This window comes from Sorangium sp. So ce302, assembly GCF_051530145.1.
Classification (GTDB): Bacteria; Myxococcota_A; Polyangia; order Polyangiales; family Polyangiaceae; genus Sorangium; species Sorangium cellulosum_B.
Genome location: NZ_CP150326.1, coordinates 11,925,960 through 11,944,345 on the forward strand (window position 1 = coordinate 11,925,960; position 18,386 = coordinate 11,944,345).

Consider the following 18,386-nt stretch of genomic DNA (forward strand, 5'->3'; position numbering starts at 1 on the left):
CCCGCGGGCAGAGCGCTCGACGTCGACTGACGCGGCGGCGCCGGCTCAGATCCCGGGTCGCCGCGGCCGCGCGTACTCGTCGAGCATGTTCGCCACCAGCTCGGCGAGAAGGCTGTCCGCCACGCGAAGGCGGCGCGACATCTCGCGCGCGATGTTCAGCACCAGCAGCGTGTACGACTTGAGATCGCGCCGGTAGAGGGCGTCGAGATCGTGCGCGGAGACGCGCAGCAAGCGCGACGGGGCGATCGCCCGGACGGTCGCCGAGCGAGGCATCACGTCGAGGATCGACATCTCGCCGAACCAGTCGTTCGGCCCGAGGACCGCGATGCGCGCCTCGACGTCGCGCTTCGACCGCTTGAGCACTTCCATCTCCCCCGAGAGCAGCACGAACATCTCGCGGCCGCTGTCGCCCTCGCGAAAGGCGACGGCGCCCGGCTCCAGATCGAGCAGCTCCAGCGTGTCGGCGAGGCCCTGGAGGACGTGATCGCCCAGGCCTCCGAACAGCCCGATCTCGCGCAGCTGCGTGATCAGCGAAGGGTTATGGCTCACCTGGATGCACCGAGGGCGCCCGCGGCGACCGTCCTGCCGGCTGACCCGACAACGCCCACCACCACGTCGCGAACATGCCCGCCTTCTCGCATCGCTCCACCTCGCGGTCCCGAGCAGATGTACCCCGTCGAGAGCGTACGCCGCAACACGCCCGTGCTCCGCGCGATCCGCACTAGAGGTCCTTGGTGAACACGATCCGCGGACGCCCAGGCCCGGCGTAGTCCTCGATCTCGGCCGCCGACCAGCCGACCGCGGCGTGGAAGCGCACCGAGCCCTCGTTGCCCAGCGTCGTGATCGCCTTGAGCTGCCGGCAGCCCTCGCGGCGGCAGTCCTCCTCGAACGCCGCGTAGAGCATCCTGCCGACGCCGCGGCGGCGATAGTCCGGGTGAATGCCGACGAGGTGCACGTACCCGATCGCCGCGTCCGGGCACCTGAACCCGAGCAGGAAGCCGACGAGCAGCCCGCGATCCTCGACGACGCGCGCGAGCCTGCCGAGCTCGTAGAAGAAGATCGGGTGCGCGAGCGCGCTGGTCGGGCCTGCCCACCACCGATCGATCTCGCCCACGATCCGGTCGTAGTCGGGCTTCGTCAGCGGCCGTGTCTCCATGCATCACCTCACTCGAACGGTTCGGATCCCCAGCCTTCGATCTGCAGCGTCCGCGCGCACGACACGAACGCATCGCGAAGACCTGCGCAGCCTAGCAGCCGCGCCGGCCTCCCCGTAAGCGCGCTCGTGGATGCTCGGCTAGCCGCCGCGCGTCACGCCTGCTAGCGCTACCCCTGTGCGTCACGAGAAAATCATCGTCGCTCCGTCGATCCTGTCGGCTGACTTCGGTCGTCTCGCGGAGGAAGTACGGGCCGCTGAGGCCGCTGGCGCCGACTGGATCCACGTTGACGTGATGGATGGCCGGTTCGTGCCAAACATCACGATCGGGCCGCTCGTCGTTCGCGCGGTTCGCGCCGCGACGCGTCTTCCCCTCGATGTCCACCTGATGATCGTCGAGCCCGAGCGCTACGTCGCGGAGTTCGCGGCCGCCGGCGCCGATCGCATCTCGGTCCACGTCGAGGCGTCGCCTCACCTGCACCGGACGCTCCAGCAGATCAGGGACGCAGGCGCGAGCCCTGGCGTCGTGCTGAACCCCCACACGCCGGAGGAGTCGATCCGGCACGTGATGGCGGATATCGGTCTGGTGCTGGTGATGAGCGTCAACCCCGGGTTCGGCGGCCAGCGGTTCATCCCGGGGGCGCTCACCAAGCTGCAGAGCCTGCGCCAGACGATCGACCAGGCAGGCCTGGACATCGCGCTCGAGGTCGACGGCGGCGTCGCCCCGTCGACCTCCGGGCAGGTCATCGCCGCCGGGGCGCGGGCGCTCGTCGCGGGCTCGGCGGTGTTCGGTGCGGTGGCGCGGGGCGAGGATCTGCCGTTCGACGAGCGCGTCGCGCGGTATGCCGAGGCGATCCGCGCGCTCCGCACGCCCGCCAGGGAGCCGTCGTGACCCGGCGCGTCGAGGACGCTGCCGCGGCGGGCCAGGCGCGCTGCGCGATGGGCGCGCCGTGCGCGATGGGCGCGACGTCGAAGCGCGGCCGCTGGCGCGGTGCGGCGCTCGCGGCGGCGCCGGTTAGGGGGGTTGGGCTGGTCGGGTTGGTCGGGGCGGCTGTGCTCGCCGGGTGCGCGCCGACGGCCGCGCCTGCGGCGCCGCCGCGGGCGCAGGCCTCGACTGCGACGCTACCTGCGGCGTCAGCCGCGCCTCGGCCGGCTGGGGGCGCAGGCCCGGTGGATGCGGGCGAGATCGACGAGGACGCGGCTCGCCTGACCGACGGCGAGATCGCACGCGTGCTCGCGCGCGTGGCGAAGGCGCGGGGCCTGCCGGTCCGTCGCGAGGTGCGGAGCCGCGTGCTCGCCCGCGGGCAGATCCTGGAGCGGGTCCGCGCGCACGTGGAGCGAGAGATCCCCGAGGGCGTGCTCGATCACCAGCGCGAGGTGCTCGCGGCGCTCGAGCTCATCCCGGCCGACTACGACTTCACCGCCGGGATGTACCGCCTGCTCGAGGGCCGCATCGCGGGCTTCTACGAGCCGGAGGACGCGACGATGTACCTCGTCGACGATCTCAGCGAGGCCGAAGCCGAGGAGACGCTGGCGCACGAGCTCGTCCACGCGCTCCAGGACCAGAGCTTCTCGCTGGGGAGGTTGCTCGATTTCAAGCTCGGCGACAGCGATCGCCTGGCGGCCACACACGCGCTCGTCGAGGGAGAGGCGATGAGCGCGATGTTCGACGTGCTTGTCGGCTCGGCGTTCCAGGTCGACGAGTCGATGCTCCGGAGGCTCGTGGCGATGTCGACGGCGCTGTCGTCGGTAGGCGACACGCCGCTCGTGCTGCAGGAGTCGCTGGGCGCCCCGTACACCGACGGCTTCGCGTTCGTGCAGGCGCTGCGCCGGGAGGGCGGGTGGGCTTCGGTGGATGCGGTCTGGCGCGCGCTGCCGGAGACCACCGAGCAGCTGCTCCACCCGGAGAAGCTCGCCGCGCGCGAGCCCGCCGTCGCGGTGGCGGTCCCGACGGCCGCGGCGCTCGGCCCGGGGTTCCGCGTCGTCTTCGACGACGTGATGGGCGAGCAGGCGCTGCGCATCGCGTTCGCGGCGTATGCCCACCGCGATGCGGCCATCGGCGCGGCGGCGGGGTGGGGAGGGGATCGGTTCGCGGTGGTGCGGCGGGACGACCCGGAGGACCCGTCGCGGAAAGAGGTCGCGCTCGCGTGGCGGCTGCGGTTCGACAGCGCGGGCGACGCGGCAGAGGCGGGGAAGGTGATCGAGCGGCGCTTCGGGAAGGTGTGCAGGCGGCGGCCGTCGCTCGGGCCGATCGCGTGGACGGCGCGAGGGAGCGACGTGGCGATCGTGGCAGGGCCGTACGCGAGGCGCGGGGGAGGGGAGGTCAGCGCGGCGGGGACGTGCGCGGGGGCGGGGAAGTGGCTGGCGGAGGTGATGAAGGGCGGGGTGGGGGGACAGGGCGCCGGGGCGCTGGCGGGGGCGGCGGTGGGGAGGGAGAAGTAAGGGGCGAAGGGCGGTGGGGGCGGTGGGGGATGCCGGTGGGGGCAGGAGCGGCGGGGCCGGGGCTGGAGAGCTCAGGGGCGGCCCGGAGCAGGGTAGGGTAGGGGGCGGGTTCTCAGGGCGGCGTTGACAGGGGGCGGTAGAAGAGGCAGAAAAGCGAGTCGTTCTGGATGTTTGGAGGAGTGGCCGAGCGGTCGAAGGCAGCGGTTTTGAAAACCGCCGTTGGGGCAACTCAACCAGGGGTTCGAATCCCTTCTCCTCCGCTGAAACCATTGAGAATTTCATCGAGGGGCGAGGGCGTCCTCGAGCGGGCTAGCGGAGATCATTCGCACGCCATTCACACGGCTACGCCGACCGCGGCGTGAAGGCCTGCACTGCGTTCTTCTTCAGGTTGTCGTTGGTGTGCGCGTAGCGCTGGGTGACGGAGAGGTGCAGGTGGCCGGCGAGCTGCTGTTCACCGCGGGGGCGCACCTCACCTGGCGAAGTGCGCGTAGTAGCGCTGGTACATGTCCTGCCACCTCGCGTACTCCGCCGGGTGCTCTCGGAGCCGCTCCTTCCAGGCCGCATCGACCGCTGATCGCATCTCGCCGGAACCCAGGCCGTAGCGCTGGAAGATCGACTCGGCCATGGCGGGGGACAGGGCCAGTTCCGCGCAGAGCGCGGCATACCGCGCGAGCGGCAGGATCGTCTCCAGCGGCTCGGAGGGGGGCGCTGTACCTCCGTCCCCGGCTGTGCTCGACGGCGCAGAACGCGGCGATACCTTGGCGGTCTGGGAGGCTGCTCCGGTCACAGGGGCCGGCGAGGACGCGGTTTGTGTCAGCAGCTCACGGGGAATTGCGAGGTTCAGCGACGTTTCCCGGAGGTCTGCTGCGGCCCGCGGAGCGGGCTTCGATGCTGCCAGAGCTCCGGCACGCCTCGTGGGGTCCGCTGCCGCGAAGGGGATCACCGGGCCGCAAGGGGGAGCCTGCAACGGTGACGTCTCTGCGACCTTGGAGGGGGCTCGCGGCTGCTGCGGCCGCGCTGTCGATGTGGACGGCTCGGGAGTCTCCGATGCTCCGGCCGTGAACGGGAGAGCGGGGCCGCGGGGAATGTCAGAAAACGGTGCGGTTTCCGCGATCGCAGGAGGCGGGCGCTTCACCACCTTCGCCGCACCCGATTGAGGGAACGGCAGCTCCGGCCCTCGCGGAATGTCGGGCAGGGGAGCGGTGCCGGTGAGCGACTCCGCAGCGCGAGGAGGCTTCGGCGCTGCCTTCACGGTCGCGAGCTGGGCGTGCACGGGCACGAACGGGACCGCTGCACCTCGGGGAACACCCAGCAGGGGCCCCGTGCCCTGCAGCGCCGCCGGTGTCATGAGGGGCGCCCCACGACCGGCCGTCGCCTCGGAAGACGGCGCGGCAGGCGCGAACGAGGCGGCAACGGATGCTGGCGAGCGCTCGACGTTGCCGACCTCCCGCGCTCGGGCGAGGAGCATCTCCAGCCGACGCGCGTGATGCGCGTGGAGCCGCTCGAAGTCCTTCGCCAGCGCCGCGTCACGCCCCAGCGCTGCCCGCCATTGCCGATCCAGCGCTGCCCGCATCTCCTCATCGGCCAGACCGTGGCGCCGCAGTACCCGTTCGCGTTGCTCAGGCAGCGCATCGAGCTCCGCGCAGAGCGCCGCGTACTCGGCCAGGCCCAGCCTGGGCTCGCCCAGCGGCCCCGCCGCAGAGTGCTCATCTGCGACCGCCTTCCCCGAGGCTCGCGCCTCGGCCACTCTCGACGGCTGCAGCACCCGGGGGCCGACCCGGAGTGATCCCAGCTTCCCCGGTCTCGCGTGCAGATCCTTGAGGAGTTCGCCGATCTTCGCGTCCTCGTCAACGCGCCGCGCCCATCGGCGGCGGAGCCGCGCGACGTCGTTCATGCCCAGATCGTTCTCCTGCAGCAGCTCGAACGGGGCCGGGTGCGCCGCGAAGACAGCAAGGAAGCTCGCCCAGGCGGCCTCGTCCTCCCCGAGCGGCTCGACCCGTCGATCCAGCCAGTCCTCCGCCTGTGCCAGCTCTTGCTCGTAGGCCGCGAGCAGCTCCGGCTCGGCGGCCAGCCGCTGCTTCCAGGCAAGATCGGCCCGCGCGAACGTACGCGGCGTGAGCCCCTCGACCGCGAGCACGTCCGCCAGCGGGAACCCCTCCGTCATCGCCGCCCTGACGGCTGCGTACTGCGCCAGCGAGATCTCTTCGCGCGCCTCCTGCGCCCCTGCTGCGGGCTTCATGCCTGCCGCCATCCCCCCGGACCCCTAGTCGCCGACCAGCACGGTTCCGGAGGCGATCACGCTCCCGTTCGGCGCGTCGGCCGGGTCGTTGCAGGTCATCGCCGGATCCCCGAGGTGCGCGGCCGGCTTGTTGTTGATGAGCACCGTCTTGCTGCCCGCCTGAACACGGGCCTGGTTCGACGGCGGCCGCTGGAACGTGCCCCCTGGAGGACCATGCGCGGGCGCATTCGCCGCGGTGCTGCCCTGGATCGCGGCAGGCTTGCCCTCGATCAGGACGTCGCGGCTCAGAGCGCCGCTCAACGTCCCGCTGAACGGCAGCGGCGTTGGCGTGGGCACCGGCCCGCCAGGCGAGGGGATCATCACCACGTGCGTGTCGATGCCGACGACCTTGTCCCCTTGCTTTGCCGCGGGCTTGCCCGCCTTCGGCCCATGCGCTGGCATCCTCGCTTCTCCTTCTCTCGCGGCAACCACCGGCTCACGGACCGCAGTAGGGCGCGAGCGAGTTCCAGGTCTTCTCATCATGATGCGCCACATGGGCCGTCACGCTGAGCGGCTTCTCCGGCTGCCCAGACGGAGCAATAGGCACGAAAGTCATGATCCATAACGCGTCGCCGATCGCGGCACGGAGCCCTCGACCATCGACCAGGACACCGAAAAGGCTGTCTACGTTGGGAATCTTGGTAAACGGTAGGTCCTTTCTCGCCTGGACGAAGATGCCGTAGAAGTCGTCATGCGCCCAGGAACATTCATGCTCTTCCGTAGGGTAGAGCCAGGTGGCTGTAACTTCGAGCACCGTGCTTCCGCCACCACCGGGTAGTTCACCGCCGCCCACCGCCTCCATATAGCGGCACTCCGGCTCCTGGCAACGGTTCTGGGGAATGAGACCTTCGGGTGGAGCACGTTGGGTCAATGTCTCTTTTTTATGCAAGAGGCACCTCTCCGGCGATTCGGTCTGCTGAAACACGACCGACCGTGCCGACCGACCCTGCTCAGGGCACGCCCCCTCGAGCACCCGCACGACTCTCGCGATCTGGGGTCCCCAGCTCTCGCGCTGGAGCAGATACTGCCCCGGCATCATCCGGCACGGCGGAACCCCGTCGCCCAGTATCCACACCGGATCGTTGCTAGAGGTGGCACCTCGCGCCCGCGCGCTGGCTTCGTCCAGCGGTACCTCGGAGTCCTCCTGGACGGGCTCCTTGGGCGGACTCTCTACCACCTCGGGCAAAAGCCAGCGCTTGTCATGGGTGCGTTGTTCTTCATTGAACGTGGCCACCCGGGCGCGTTGAATCGGTGGACATAAGCCCACCTGCTCCCTCGACGCTGCGGACGGACGAGGAGCGGCGTGCGCGACACCGGCTTCGGGCTGGGCTCGTCGCGCCGCTGGCCGACAGGCAGAGGAGGTCACACCGATTGCAGCAAACAGACCAAGGAGAACAAGACGACTCATCTCGCGCCTCATGATACCGGATCGGAACGGCTGGGACACGGCGTCGGCCTACATCGCGGCCGCCTGTTGTGCCTCGGTTTCGGCCTGCTTGGCTGCCGCCAGCGCCGCGTCCGCCGCATCCAGCGCCTTTTGCCTCTTGTTCTCTGGCATCTTCTCGCTGGAAGCCGCTCTCTTCACCGCATCACCGGCAGCGACAACCTTGCTGAGCGCTGCGTCCGCCGAGCGCACCGCCGCGCGGCATGCGTCCTCCTTCGCCGTGTTGCCGGCGAGGCTTGCCTGGTTGGCCGCTGGCCCCGCCGTCTCTGCTGCACTCTTGACCGCCGCGGCCGCATCCCTCAGCTTTTGGAGGCCGACATCGTCCTTCGTCCCAAGCATATTCAATGACTTCGATGTCTTGTGTGCGACGGCGATATCGTAGAACTCGTTGAGCACCTCGAATCCCATATCGAAGTGCATCATGTCGCCAAAATCCTGTCCTCCCCAGCGCAGGCCCACCTTGATCAGCGCCAGCACGACTTCCTTCTTGAGCATCAGAAACCCTCGGCAGGGCTCTCGGAAATTGGTCGCGCTCTCATCGATTCGGTCGGCGTTGATCTTCAAGGCGTTCTTCACCATGCCGTACCGCATCACTTTGCGATCGGCCTCGATCTGGGCGTACGCCTCGCCCAGGAGCCGCTCATCGAGGTCCCCTTGCTCGTCGTATGGGCTCCGTTCAGCGAGCTTTCCGCTCCCATCGCGGAGCAAAATCTTGCAACCGCTGAGCGTTGTGTCCTTCTCAGATTTGACACGGTTGATGAAGTCGCCAAGGGATGCCTCGGTCAGGTCCTCCTGTGCGCCGTTGGGATAACGGTAGGCGAGGTAGCCTACCAGCCCATCATGGACCTTCTTGAAGGTATCGTAGGAGCGTGATGGGTCGCTCGACTTGCGCGGCTGAGTGCTGTGGCCGAAGCAGAAGAGCGTGGCCCGCTGGTACACCTCCAAGCAAGGCTCCCACACGTTGGTCCTGCTCCACTCGACGTTCCTGTTGTTGTGGATCTCGCCGGTCGGGCCATCGCCGCCGTAGATCGGTACCCACGGCGAGGCCGTATACTCGATATCGATCGCACTCCCATCTCGGTGGTTGCCCCCGCCGCGCTTCCCCTGTCCTCCGACAAGCTCCTTCGCCGCACACCACTCCTTGAACTTCTTCTGATCATCGGCATCGTCGACTGGAGTTCCCATCGATTCGCGGTACTGTCGATAGAGATCCTCCTGCGCGCGAAGGAGCTTCTTGAGGAGCTCTCGATTGACACCCATCACATTGCCAGAATGGAAACCGACGCCAAGAAATCGGAACCAATAAAGCCGAACGGTTCGCTTGGTGGTTGGCCCGCCCTTAGGGTAGGTAAGCTCCAGATCGGCGGCGTTTTGCGTCTGGGTAATCTCGAGGACCCACTTCGGCAACGCAGCCGTGAAGGGAGTGCCGGCCGCCTGCGAGATGTGGTTGTCAGGCCCTGGGCTTACGTCAGCCGCCACGGGTGGCGGCGGATCTTTTGGCAGGGTGCTCGGGGGAGGAGGCGGCGGTGGAGGGGCCGGCGGTTGCTCGGGCGGCAGCGCCTCGGGCTCGTGGGGATCGGGCGTGTGATAATCGTACGCCTGCGGCCCGCCCTCGGCCCCATCGAATCGCCGGTCGTTCCCTCCGCTCGCTCCCCCGGCGCCGCCACCGCCATCCGTCCAGTTCATGCAACACCTCAATCAGACCTTGTTTGCCCCACTCGCGCCCGCATCACGACCTCAGTGGCCGTATGTCTCCCTCAGCTTGGCGACCGTCGCCGCATCGAGCTTACCGGTCACCTGCACGCCATGGTCTCGCTGGAAATCCTTGAGCCCTCGCACGGCTCCCTCGGGTAGCTCGGCCATGTCGTCCCGGAGCGGCCCCTCGTAGTAGCCCAGGTTGCGCAGCCTGAGCGCTGCGCCGGGCACCGAGTCCGCCGGCGCGCTCTCGCGCAGGCTGAGGGTCCACTGCTGGCGTGGCCCCTCCGGGTAGCTCTCGATCCAGACGACGAGCACCGCGCTCTTTGCGGCTTCCGGTACCTCCAGCTCGAGCTCACCGTTCGGGCCCGTGGTTCCCTCGTGAACGCGACCGTCGACCGTGAGGCGATAGTTCTTTTCCGCGTAGGGCACCATCGCGACATCCGACAGCTTGAGCCGCAGCGGCCGGGTCCTCGGCGGCTCGTCGTTTTCGTCCTCGGAGAGCAGGTCGGCCGAGTCGCAGTTGAGCTTGACCAGCTTGCCGCGCAGGTGCGCATCGTCGTCCAGATCGAGCGAGGCGTTCGGGGAGACGATCCGGATCTTCTTGGCGACGAGCTCGGCCTCCTCTCCCAGGTCGAGCGCAGGGCCCTTGCCCTTGATGCTCGCCCCGTTCGCTCCGGCCATCGCGAGCGCGTTGCCGCCGATCTTCACGCCCTCGGGCGTGAGGGCGATGATGCTGTCGCCACATTGCAGGGTGAGCGAGCGGCTCGCCGTGAGTACGAGGCTGCCCGCGGCTCCGGTCGTGTGATCGCCGAACACGTAGAAGTCGCTCCGGGACGAATCACCGCGAGAACCGACGGTCACCGCCGCCTGACGCTCCACGTGGAGCGTGTAGGTGTCCTGGCAGAGCGTGACTGCGTCATCCATGAAAACCTCCTTGGATACGCCGCCCACGACGAGCCGCCGACTCCCTCCGATCTCGTTCGTCTGGTCGCGGTCCACGCGCACGGTCTGGTGGCCTTGAACCCGTTCCTCGTGATCGCCGCCGACGCTGCCCCGCCGGCTTCCTCCGATACGCTCGCGTCGCTCACCAGCGACGTGATTGTGCTGGTCGCCGCGCACGTCGGTCTGTTCGTCCTCACCGATGAGCGTCGTCCGGCGCCGCTCGATCCGCTCGTCGAGGTCGCGCTGCGCATGCACGTAGATCTGCTCGTCGCCGGCGGTGTCGTCGAAGCTGAGCTCGTTGGAGCCGGTGGCAGCTGGTGAGCTCTGGGTTCGGAGGCCGCTCCTGAGCTTCTCCCCAGGGAGCTGGAAGGGCGGCGGATGCGTGGCGTTGTACAGGCATCCGAGCACGACTGGGCAATCGGTGTCCCCGCCGAGGAAGCCGACCAGCACCTCCATGCCCACGCGCGGGACGAACTGCGAGCCGAACGATGCGCCCGCCCAGCTCTGCGCGACACGCAGCCAGGCCGAGCTCTTGTCGTTGCGTTGCCCCGCGAGATCCCAGTGGAACTGCACCTTGACGCGCGCGTGCTCGTCGGTGTGAACCTCGTGCCCTGCCGGCCCGGTGACCACGGCTGTTTCGAGGACCTGCCGCGGCTTGCGTTTGGGTGCCCGCGGTCGGAGCAGCGCCGTCGCGGGGATGCACTCGAACCGGTTGCGGTAGGTGCGCTCCGCGGGTCGCCCCGACAGCTCGGGTGTATGGCCCCCGTGGATGACACGGGTCACGGCGTAGGCTCCCTCGATCCCGGGGGAGGCCTCGGCGTTGAGCTCGAAGCGACGCCCCGGCGCGAGCTCGCGTACCCAGCTCTCGCCGCTGCCCACCACCGCTCGGCGCTGGGCCTGCTCCAGGAACACCCGCGCGCGATCGGGCGTGACATCCGGCGTGTCGTAGTCCGCGTGGTGCTGGTACACCTCGAGCGGTGGCGGCCCGCTCGCCTTGGGCCCGATCCGCTCGCTCAGGACCAGGTTTGGCCGGCGGAAGTCATAGTCCCTGAGGTGTACCGAGCTTGGCTGGATGGATCGCTGCAGACCGAAGGAGATGATCTCGCGCCCTGTCGGCATGAGGCCCTCCTCAGGACGCAGGACGAGCGCGCCGGACTCGATGCCGAACGCTGCGGAGTAGTGCGAGGGCTCGTCCAGGAAGATCACGGGGGCGCGGGTCCCCACGGTGCCTGGCGGCGCGTCCGCGAAGCAGAACGCGATCCCCTCCTCGGCCGCGAGCCGCCGCACGAACGCGAGATCGCTCTCGCGGTACTGCACACAGTAGCTGCGGACCGCGTACGTCCGCGAGAGGCGGAGCTCGACCGGGATGGAGGCCGCGGCAAGGACGTGCCGAAGGATCTGCGGCACGGTCTCGTCCTGGAAGATGCGGCTTGTGGTCCGGCGCCGGAGCAGCGCGAGCGGGGGAACGAGGCGCAAGTGCCAAGTCGGGCCGGTCCGCGCGATGAACGCGGCGTCCGCGCGCACTTGATCGACGAGCGCTTCGATGCGGCGTTGGGCCCCGCGCCCATCGCGCAGGACGAAGGCGGCGAGGCTGCCGAGCAGCTCGGCGTCGCGGCCCTCGAGCTCGGGGGTGGCTTGCACGACGAGCTGGAACGAGAACAGCTCGGAGAGCGCCTCACGCCCGCGGAACGAGACAACGCGCAGGTCCGCGGGCGTGAACGCCCCGGCGTGGAGCTCGAAGGGATCGCTGATCACGCGCGCAATTTAACAGGAGCCGCAATGCTGCCTGCAAGGAGCACGTTCGGCGCGCGGCGCTTAGATTTTCGAGAGGAGACGGCGCAACGCGCGCCCGGACCGCCCGTTGCCACGGCCGCCTCGGGGTGGCAGCCTCAACGCATGTCCATCCGTCCCGCCGCCGACGTCGATGCCGCGGCGATCGCCGTCGTGCATGTCGCCGCGTGGAAGGCTGCCTACCGCGGCCTGATGCCCGACACCGTGCTCGACGGGCTCACCATCGAGGCTCGGACGCAACGCTGGCAACGAAACTTCGCCGAGCCCTTGCCCGGATCACGCACCACCGTGCTCGAGCGCGACGCTCGCGTCGTGGCCTTCGCCAGCGCCGGGCCAAGCCGCGACGACCCGCGCCACGGCGAACTCTACGCGCTCTATGCGCACCCCGACGTCTGGGGGACCGGCGCCGGGCGCACGCTCATCGTCGACGCGCTCGCCTGGCTCTCGGCGGGAGGCTTCCCGCGGGCGGAGCTCTGGGTCCTGCGCGGCAACGCGCGCGCGATCCGGTTCTACGAGCGCGCGGGCTTCGCGCTCGACGGCGGCGCGAAGACCAGCGACGGCCTCGACGAGCTCCGGATGTCCCGCGCGCTCGCCTGAGCGCGCTCGCCTGAACGGCTCCCCCACCCGGCTCCGGTGACTCGATGGGAGGGTACGCTCCCTATGCCCGCCGCTCGAAGTCGTCCTCGCGGGTGTAGTCGACGGAGGGAAGCCCTGCGCGCAGCTCGGCGTGAACGGTCCGCTCCAGGCCCTCCGGCGCCGTGACCAGCTCGATGAAGCCCAGCTCCCGCCGGATCCGGCCGCTGTCGAGGCGTACGTGGTGCTCGAAGCGGGCCTCGGGGGGCAATTCCTCGATGGCGGGGCGTGCCCAGGCCTGCTCGCTCGCCGGAGCCACGGCGACCTCGCCCCCCCAACCGACGACACGGGCGATCCGCTCGATCCACACGCGCTCCGAGCAGTCCTCGGGCTCGGCCACGTTGTACACGCGCCTGGGCGCGCCCCGCAGGACGACGCACGCGATCGCCTCGGCGACGTTCTCCACGTACGATCTCGAGTTCATCCAGGCCGCGCCGGCCGCGTGCAGCCAGATCGCTCGGCGCCCGTCCACCATCCGCCGCAAGTAGCCGGCGAGCCGCCGGTCCGGATCGCCCGGGCCGTAGACCATCGGCAGCCGCACCACGCTCGCCCCGGCGGCGAGGTAGGCCTCCTCGGCCGGGATCTTGTCGTAGTCGTCGAGCCAACCGCGAGGGTCGGAGGCGGGTCGAGGCGAGGCGCCGCGGTAGGGGAACAGGCATGTTCGCAGAGGGGCTTGCTCGTCGCAGAGGGTATGTTCCGGCGGCCCGGCCTCCCGACCGAGCAGGCGGCCGAAGACCCGGTACACGCTGCCGCTGCTCACCGCCACGAGGCGCGGGGCGACGCTCCTCAAGACATCGAGCACGCCGCGCGCGTCCGCGCCGTTGCGGGGCATCATGTCGAGTGCCACGTCGACCCCGAGTCGCTCGAGTCGATCGCGGTGCCGGGCGATCTCGGCGCGGTCGCCGCGCAACGTAGTCGGTGAGACGCGTCCTGTCTGCCCGCGCTCGTAGGTCCAGACGTCGTGCCCGCGCAGGGCGTGCACGACGCGAGCCCCAATGAAGCCGGTGCCTCCGAGGATCAAGACCCGCACGCTGGACCTCCTGCCGCCTCTCATGACCCCAGGGTTCGGATCCCGAGCGGCTACGCCACATCGATCGTCGAGGTACCCTGGAAGACGCTGAAGACGCCGCCGGAGCGTAGCACGGCGCTCGGCCCCGCCGGCCGGTCGTCGGGCCCGCAGGCGGGGCCGGCCCTGGACTTCGGGCCTCGCGACGTCTAGGCTGGCGGCCGATCGGCGATGAACATCCGGCGGACGACGATCGGCACCACCGCGGGGCACGCCGGGCAAGGCCCCACCCGCGTCGACGCGTATTCGCTCGACACGGAGAAGGGGCTCGCCGTGACCGTGTGGACCTACGGGGCGACGCTCGTCGAGCTCCTCGTCCCCGATCGCGACGGCCGGGTCGACAACGTCGTCGTTCGCCTCCCGGATCTCGAGAGCTACGAGGATCGATCGAAGAACCCTTACATCGGGTCCACGCTCGGCCGCTTCGCGCGCGCCGTCGCGGGGGGTCGGTTCGAGCTCGACGGGGTCGAGCACCAGCTCGATCGCAACTACGGCCGGCATCACTTCCACGGGGGAAGCATCGGATTCGATCGATTCGTGTGGAGCGCCGACGCCGAGCGCCGCCAGGGTGAGCTCGCGCTCCGGCTCCGGCTCGAGCGCCCCGACGGCGACCAGGGTTACCCCGGCGCGCTGTCGGCCGAGGTCACCTATCGAGTCGACGGCGACGGTCGGCTCACGCTCGACTATCGGGCGACCACCACGGCGAGCACCATCGTGGCGTTCACCAATCACGCCTTCTGGAACCTCGCCGGCTCGGGCACCATCGACGATCACCGGCTCGCGCTCAACGCGGCACGCGTCCTCGCGTGCGACGAAGAGCTCATCCCGCGGGGCCCGCCCGCCGGCGTCGCCGGTACGCGGCTCGACTACCGGGCGCCGCGGCAGATCGGCGATGCGCGGATCGACGACTGCTTCGTGCTCGACGATCCGACGTGGGCCGCGGAGCTCTTCGAACCCTCGACCGGCCGGCGAATGCGGGTCGTCACCGATCAGCCGGGGCTCGCGGTCTACTCGGGCGACGGCCTCGCCCGGCCGCGCGCGGGGCTGTGCCTGCAGACAGGCGCCTTCCCCGACGCGCCCAACCGCGCTGATTTCCCCTCGGCGCGGCTCGATCCCGGGATGATCCATCGCCACGTCACGACCCACGCGTTCTCGAGGTGAGCGGCCATCATGCGGACCTTCGCGACCCTCGGACGACGGAAAGCCGTGCTGGGCATGATCCACCTGGCCCCGCTGCCCGGCACGCCTTTCCACGAGGAAGGCAGCTTCGAGCGGACGCTCGATGTCGCGGTCCAGTCGGCGATCGCCCTGAGCGAGGGCGGCGCGGACGGGTGCCTGGTGCAGACCGTCGAGCGCGTCTACGGCGTCAAGGACGAGTCTGATCCGGCGCGCACGACCGCGATGGGGCTGATCGTCGACGCGATCGGGCGCGCCACGGGCGACGATTTCCAGATCGGCGTGCAGCTGATGCGGAACGCGATCCGGGCGTCGCTCGCGGTGGCGAAGGTGGCCCGGGGGAGCTTCGTCCGCGCCGGAGCGCTGGTGGGCGCCACGCTCACCGAGCACGGCCTTGTCGAGGCCAACCCGCTCGAGGTGATGGAGTACCGCGACAAGATCGACGCGTGGGGCGTGAAGATCATCGCCGACGTGGCGTCGACGCAGTTCACGTGGCTCGGCGGGGCGAAGCCCGTGGCAGAGGTGGCGAGGCGCGCGAAGCACGTCGGCGCGGACGCCGTGTCGCTGGGCGACCCCGACGAGGCGAAGACGCTCGCGATGATCGCGTCCGTGCGGGCGGCCGCGCCCGATCTGCCGATCCTCCTCGCGGGCCACACGAACCACGCGAACGCGGCGCGGTTGATGGCGGCGGCCGACGGGGCCTTCGTGGGGGCCTGCCTCGAGCAGGGCGGGTGGGGCGGCCGGATCGATCGGGACCGGGTCGCGGCGTACGTGGAGATCGTCCGCGGGCTGGAGCGTTGATGGGAACGGCGGCGCAGGCGACGACGAGGGAGCTCGAGCCGGCCGTGATGGCCCGCGAGATCCAGGCGTTGGCGAGCGATCTGCGCGCCCTCGCGGGCCCGCTCGAAGAGCAGGTGCGCGCCCTGCTCTCGCCCCCGGCGTGGGCGTCCATCGACGAGGTTTACCTCGTGGGGAGCGGGGACTCCCACCACGCCGCGTGCGCCGCCGAGATGGCCTTCGAGGAGATCGGCGGGGTCGCCTGCGCGGCGATGAGCTCGCAGCGCTTCCTGGAGTACGGCGGCGCGCGGATGCGCCGGCGCTCGCCGCAGAGAGCGCTGGTGATCGCGACCTCCGCCTCGGGGGGCACCCCGCGCGTGATCCAGGCCGTGGAGCGCGCCAAGGAGGGCGGGGCGGCGACGATCGCGCTGACCTGCGCGGCGGACAGCGCCGTGACCCGGGCCGCCGATCGCGCCGTCGTGGCCACGCTGCCGGAAAAGGAGCGCTCGCCGGGGATTCGCACGTACCAGGCCAGCCTGCTCGGGATGCTGCTGGTCGCGATCCGGCTGTCCGAGGCGCGGGGCACCGCCGACGCGGGCGCCCTCCGCCAGGAGATCGTCGCGCTTGCCGACGCCGTGGACGCCACGCGCCGCGCCGTCGAAGGAAGGTGTCGCGAGGCCGCCGAGAGGGTCGCCGACGCCCCTGCCATGGTGATGCTGGGAAGCGGGCCGAGCCACGGCACCGCGCGCTTCGGCGCCGCGAAGATGGTGGAGGCGACCGGCCTCCTCACCGTCGGGGAAGACGTGGAGGAGTGGTGGCACGTCGAGCGGTTTGCCTATCCCGTCGACATGCCCCTCTTCGTCATCGCCCCTCCGGGGCGCGCCCACCGCCGGGCGAGCGAGATCGCGGAGGCGGCGCGAGGCCTCGGGAGGCGCGTGTTCGCGGTCGTGCACGAGGCCGACACCGAGGTGTCGAGGCACGCGATCCTCACGCTGCCCGTGGCGGGCGAGGTGCGCGAGGCGTTCTCGCCGCTGCTCTATCACCTCTTCGCCGGGTACGTGGCCTCCCATGTCGCGGAGCGGCTGGGTCGATTGCCGTTCCAGAAGAAGCGGTGAAAGAGGGACATGCAGTGACCGAGAACGAGTCTCCGCAGGGATCGTGGGAGGTCGCCTCGAACGCGGAGGAGGTCCACGCGCTCCTCTGCGCGAGCGACGCCCACCACGCGACGCCCGAGAACCCGGCGCCCGCGCGGCGCCTGGAGACGACGCGGCGGCGCGTGCAGGCAGGCTCGGTGCACCTCCTGCGGCAGGGGGCGGAGGCGATCGCCATGTTCACGCTGACGTGGGAGCCGCCGTTCGAGGCCGACCTCGCGATCTTCCCGCCCGCGGGGAAGCCTGCGTATCTCTCGCGCCTCGTCGTCCACCCCGCGGGGCTGGCGAGGGGCTCCCTCGCCGGCGCCCGCTGCCTCCGGAGGGCGGTCGAGCTGGCGACGGCGGGCGGGGCCGACGTGCTGCGCTCGGAGGCGAACCCGGATTTGACGCACGTGCGGGCGTTGCTCGGGATGTTCGGCTTCGAGGAGCACGGCCGGGCGCAGTCGGAGGACGGGCGGCGCCGCGTGTACCTGCAAAAGGTCCTGCGCTGAGCGGGCGCGCCCCGCGCTCAACGCCAGCTCCGCCCGCACACCGCCCGCAGATCCCAGGCCGCCGGCGAGTCGAGCGCGGCGAGCGGCGACGAAGGATCCAGGACCCCGGTCGAGCGCAGGATGAGACTCGGCAACTGCCAGTCACGGGTGACCTGTCCCGTGGGCTCTTTCACCTCGAAGCCGACCGAGCCCAGTCCGCCGCGGCGCCCGGGGGAGATGTCGCGCGCCCACAGGAGCACCGTGGATCCCGGCAGGTGGGTCAACGCCATCTCCAGCAGATCCAGCCAGATCTCGTCGCTCCTCGCCTCGCAGTCGAGGATCGTCGTCGGGGTCGGGTGGTCGTCCGGGTCCAGCGAGCGGTGGCCGACCAGATACCCGCACGGCGCCCCCTCCGCCTCCGCGGTGAGGTAGAAATAGCGAGCCAAGGGGTTCTGGTTCCACCACGTGATGTACTCCAGATCGCGCACATGACGCCGCACGCCGTCCGGTAATGGGACCTCCGCCGCGAGCGCGGCGATCGTCGGCGGGTGAGGCGCGCGGCTGGCGCGGATCGAGACGCCGGACCGCGAACCCTGGAGGCCGCCGCCCTCCGCGTCCGGCCAGGAGCGAGCGTCGACGACGCGACCTCCTCGCCTGGCGCTCGCGAGCGGCCACGGGCCGATGGCCTTCCACCCCTGCATCAGCAGGGCAGGGACCGCGAGGCCGTTCCCGAAATCCAGGAGCCACGGGATCCCGTCGGCGCGGAGCCGCGCGACCAGCTCGTCGAGCATGCGCCCGAACAGGGGCCCGCCTCGCTGGTCGGGCGCCACCACGGCGTCGGCGAGGCAGGGCAGCACCACGCGATCGCCGCCGTTCGCCTCCCAGCAGGCCCCGAAGGCGCCGACCATCCCGGCCAGCTCGTCGCCGTCCCAGGCGAGCATGAGATAGCGATGATCGAGATAGGGATTGCGGCCGTACTTCCAGTCCAGGTAGGCGGCGTTGAGGCTCGGCCCCCCGTTCCAGAGCAGCCGCTGGAAGTGGACGACGGCATCCCGGTCGCCCGGGCGATAGGCCGTGATCCGGCAGGGGCTTCGAGCGCCGCTCATCGCCCCGGAGGACCCGCCTGCTTGCCCGCAACGAACGCCGCCATCCGGGCGGCCGTGCGGAAGTGCTCGAGATCCATGTCGCCGGCCTCGATCCTGATCCCGAAGCGATCTTCAAGGAGGACGAAGAGATCCATGAAGGCGGCGGAGTCGATCAGGCCGCTCTCGACGAGATCGACGTCCGCGCCCACGGGCCCGAGGTGAAGCGACTCGCCGAGGATCTGCTGGACGGCGGCGATCGGCGGGGTTCGTTCCGACATGC

18 protein-coding genes and 1 tRNA gene are annotated in these 18,386 nt (G+C 70.3%); 8 read left to right on the plus strand and 11 right to left on the minus strand.

What is annotated here, in order from left to right:
* Positions 1-45: 45 nt before the first annotated feature.
* Both WME73_RS45175 and WME73_RS45180 read right to left on the minus strand, forming a co-directional pair.
* Positions 46-549 (minus strand): cyclic nucleotide-binding domain-containing protein, encoded by a 504-nt coding sequence (locus WME73_RS45175; RefSeq protein ID WP_437913586.1) that lies wholly within the window; start codon positions 547-549, stop codon positions 46-48.
* 172 nt (positions 550-721) lie between these two features.
* Positions 722-1,156: an N-acetyltransferase family protein gene (locus WME73_RS45180; protein ID WP_437546919.1), complete on the minus strand. Its 435-nt coding sequence runs from the start codon at positions 1,154-1,156 to the stop codon at positions 722-724.
* A 175-nt stretch (positions 1,157-1,331) separates the two neighbouring features.
* Here WME73_RS45180 and rpe point away from each other — a divergent pair, with 175 nt between their 5' ends.
* From rpe to WME73_RS45195, 3 genes are all read left to right on the plus strand, one after another.
* Positions 1,332-2,045 (plus strand): ribulose-phosphate 3-epimerase, encoded by a 714-nt coding sequence (gene rpe, locus WME73_RS45185; protein ID WP_437913587.1) that lies wholly within the window; start codon positions 1,332-1,334, stop codon positions 2,043-2,045.
* Between the two features lie 278 nt (positions 2,046-2,323).
* Positions 2,324-3,595 carry a hypothetical protein gene (locus tag WME73_RS45190; protein ID WP_437913588.1) on the plus strand — a complete coding sequence of 424 codons (1,272 nt, stop codon included), beginning with the start codon at positions 2,324-2,326 and terminating at the stop codon, positions 3,593-3,595.
* A 173-nt stretch (positions 3,596-3,768) separates the two neighbouring features.
* Positions 3,769-3,855, plus strand: a tRNA-Ser gene (locus WME73_RS45195).
* Between the two features lie 82 nt (positions 3,856-3,937).
* Here WME73_RS45195 and WME73_RS45200 read toward each other — a convergent pair.
* The 6 genes from WME73_RS45200 to tssI all read right to left on the minus strand — a co-directional run bounded on the left by WME73_RS45200 (position 3,938) and on the right by tssI (position 11,712).
* Positions 3,938-4,063 carry a hypothetical protein gene (locus WME73_RS45200; RefSeq protein WP_437913589.1) on the minus strand — a complete coding sequence of 42 codons (126 nt, stop codon included), beginning with the start codon at positions 4,061-4,063 and terminating at the stop codon, positions 3,938-3,940.
* Between the two features lies 1 nt (position 4,064).
* Positions 4,065-5,834, minus strand: a complete 1,770-nt coding sequence (locus tag WME73_RS45205) for a hypothetical protein (protein WP_437913590.1) — start codon at positions 5,832-5,834, stop codon at positions 4,065-4,067.
* Between the two features lie 24 nt (positions 5,835-5,858).
* Complete coding sequence (locus WME73_RS45210; protein ID WP_437913591.1) at positions 5,859-6,275, minus strand: PAAR domain-containing protein; 417 nt, start codon at positions 6,273-6,275, stop codon at positions 5,859-5,861.
* Between the two features lie 34 nt (positions 6,276-6,309).
* On the minus strand, positions 6,310-7,107 hold the full coding sequence (locus WME73_RS45215) for a hypothetical protein (RefSeq protein ID WP_437913592.1): 798 nt from the start codon (positions 7,105-7,107) through the stop codon (positions 6,310-6,312).
* 222 nt (positions 7,108-7,329) lie between these two features.
* The gene (locus tag WME73_RS45220; protein ID WP_437913593.1) at positions 7,330-9,003 is read right to left on the minus strand and encodes a hypothetical protein; all 1,674 of its coding nucleotides are present in this window, start codon (positions 9,001-9,003) and stop codon (positions 7,330-7,332) included.
* 51 nt (positions 9,004-9,054) lie between these two features.
* Positions 9,055-11,712 (minus strand): type VI secretion system tip protein TssI/VgrG, encoded by a 2,658-nt coding sequence (gene tssI / locus WME73_RS45225; RefSeq protein WP_437913594.1) that lies wholly within the window; start codon positions 11,710-11,712, stop codon positions 9,055-9,057.
* A 24-nt stretch (positions 11,713-11,736) separates the two neighbouring features.
* Between tssI and WME73_RS45230 the strand changes: the two genes are divergently transcribed.
* Positions 11,737-12,345: an N-acetyltransferase family protein gene (locus WME73_RS45230; RefSeq protein ID WP_437913595.1), complete on the plus strand. Its 609-nt coding sequence runs from the start codon at positions 11,737-11,739 to the stop codon at positions 12,343-12,345.
* A gap of 61 nt (positions 12,346-12,406) precedes the next feature.
* Here the strand turns inward: WME73_RS45230 and WME73_RS45235 are convergent, their stop codons facing one another.
* Positions 12,407-13,411 carry an NAD-dependent epimerase/dehydratase family protein gene (locus WME73_RS45235; RefSeq protein ID WP_437913596.1) on the minus strand — a complete coding sequence of 335 codons (1,005 nt, stop codon included), beginning with the start codon at positions 13,409-13,411 and terminating at the stop codon, positions 12,407-12,409.
* A gap of 207 nt (positions 13,412-13,618) precedes the next feature.
* Here WME73_RS45235 and WME73_RS45240 point away from each other — a divergent pair, with 207 nt between their 5' ends.
* Genes WME73_RS45240 through WME73_RS45255 form a run of 4 tightly spaced genes read left to right on the plus strand, consistent with a single transcriptional unit; the run spans position 13,619 to position 17,042 of the window.
* Positions 13,619-14,608 carry an aldose epimerase family protein gene (locus WME73_RS45240; RefSeq protein ID WP_437742468.1) on the plus strand — a complete coding sequence of 330 codons (990 nt, stop codon included), beginning with the start codon at positions 13,619-13,621 and terminating at the stop codon, positions 14,606-14,608.
* Between the two features lie 9 nt (positions 14,609-14,617).
* Complete coding sequence (locus WME73_RS45245; RefSeq protein WP_437913597.1) at positions 14,618-15,424, plus strand: BtpA/SgcQ family protein; 807 nt, start codon at positions 14,618-14,620, stop codon at positions 15,422-15,424.
* Positions 15,424-16,515: an SIS domain-containing protein gene (locus WME73_RS45250; RefSeq protein WP_437913598.1), complete on the plus strand. Its 1,092-nt coding sequence runs from the start codon at positions 15,424-15,426 to the stop codon at positions 16,513-16,515. Before WME73_RS45245 ends, WME73_RS45250 begins: the two co-directional genes overlap by 1 nt.
* Before the next feature lie 14 nt (positions 16,516-16,529).
* Positions 16,530-17,042 (plus strand): hypothetical protein, encoded by a 513-nt coding sequence (locus WME73_RS45255; protein WP_437913599.1) that lies wholly within the window; start codon positions 16,530-16,532, stop codon positions 17,040-17,042.
* A 17-nt stretch (positions 17,043-17,059) separates the two neighbouring features.
* On the opposite strand, the gene WME73_RS45260 is transcribed toward WME73_RS45255, so the two are convergent.
* On the minus strand, positions 17,060-18,127 hold the full coding sequence (locus tag WME73_RS45260; protein WP_437913600.1) for a GNAT family N-acetyltransferase: 1,068 nt from the start codon (positions 18,125-18,127) through the stop codon (positions 17,060-17,062).
* On the minus strand, positions 18,124-18,384 hold the full coding sequence (locus tag WME73_RS45265; RefSeq protein ID WP_437742473.1) for an acyl carrier protein: 261 nt from the start codon (positions 18,382-18,384) through the stop codon (positions 18,124-18,126). Before WME73_RS45265 ends, WME73_RS45260 begins: the two co-directional genes overlap by 4 nt.
* Positions 18,385-18,386: the final 2 nt, after the last annotated feature.

What these genes read in the sequence shown, in the direction of transcription:
- WME73_RS45180 (WP_437546919.1), bottom strand. Translation starts at nt 1,156, where the DNA reads ATGGAGACACGGCCGCTGACGAAGCCCGACTACGACCGGATCGTGGGC.
- WME73_RS45205 (WP_437913590.1), bottom strand. Translation starts at nt 5,834, where the DNA reads ATGAAGCCCGCAGCAGGGGCGCAGGAGGCGCGCGAAGAGATCTCGCTG.
- WME73_RS45210 (WP_437913591.1), bottom strand. Translation starts at nt 6,275, where the DNA reads ATGCCAGCGCATGGGCCGAAGGCGGGCAAGCCCGCGGCAAAGCAAGGG.
- WME73_RS45220 (WP_437913593.1), bottom strand. Translation starts at nt 9,003, where the DNA reads ATGAACTGGACGGATGGCGGTGGCGGCGCCGGGGGAGCGAGCGGAGGG.
- WME73_RS45230 (WP_437913595.1), top strand. Translation starts at nt 11,737, where the DNA reads ATGCTGCCTGCAAGGAGCACGTTCGGCGCGCGGCGCTTAGATTTTCGA.
- WME73_RS45240 (WP_437742468.1), top strand. Translation starts at nt 13,619, where the DNA reads ATGAACATCCGGCGGACGACGATCGGCACCACCGCGGGGCACGCCGGG.
- WME73_RS45245 (WP_437913597.1), top strand. Translation starts at nt 14,618, where the DNA reads ATGCGGACCTTCGCGACCCTCGGACGACGGAAAGCCGTGCTGGGCATG.
- WME73_RS45250 (WP_437913598.1), top strand. Translation starts at nt 15,424, where the DNA reads ATGGGAACGGCGGCGCAGGCGACGACGAGGGAGCTCGAGCCGGCCGTG.
- WME73_RS45260 (WP_437913600.1), bottom strand. Translation starts at nt 18,127, where the DNA reads ATGAGCGGCGCTCGAAGCCCCTGCCGGATCACGGCCTATCGCCCGGGC.
- WME73_RS45265 (WP_437742473.1), bottom strand. Translation starts at nt 18,384, where the DNA reads ATGTCGGAACGAACCCCGCCGATCGCCGCCGTCCAGCAGATCCTCGGC.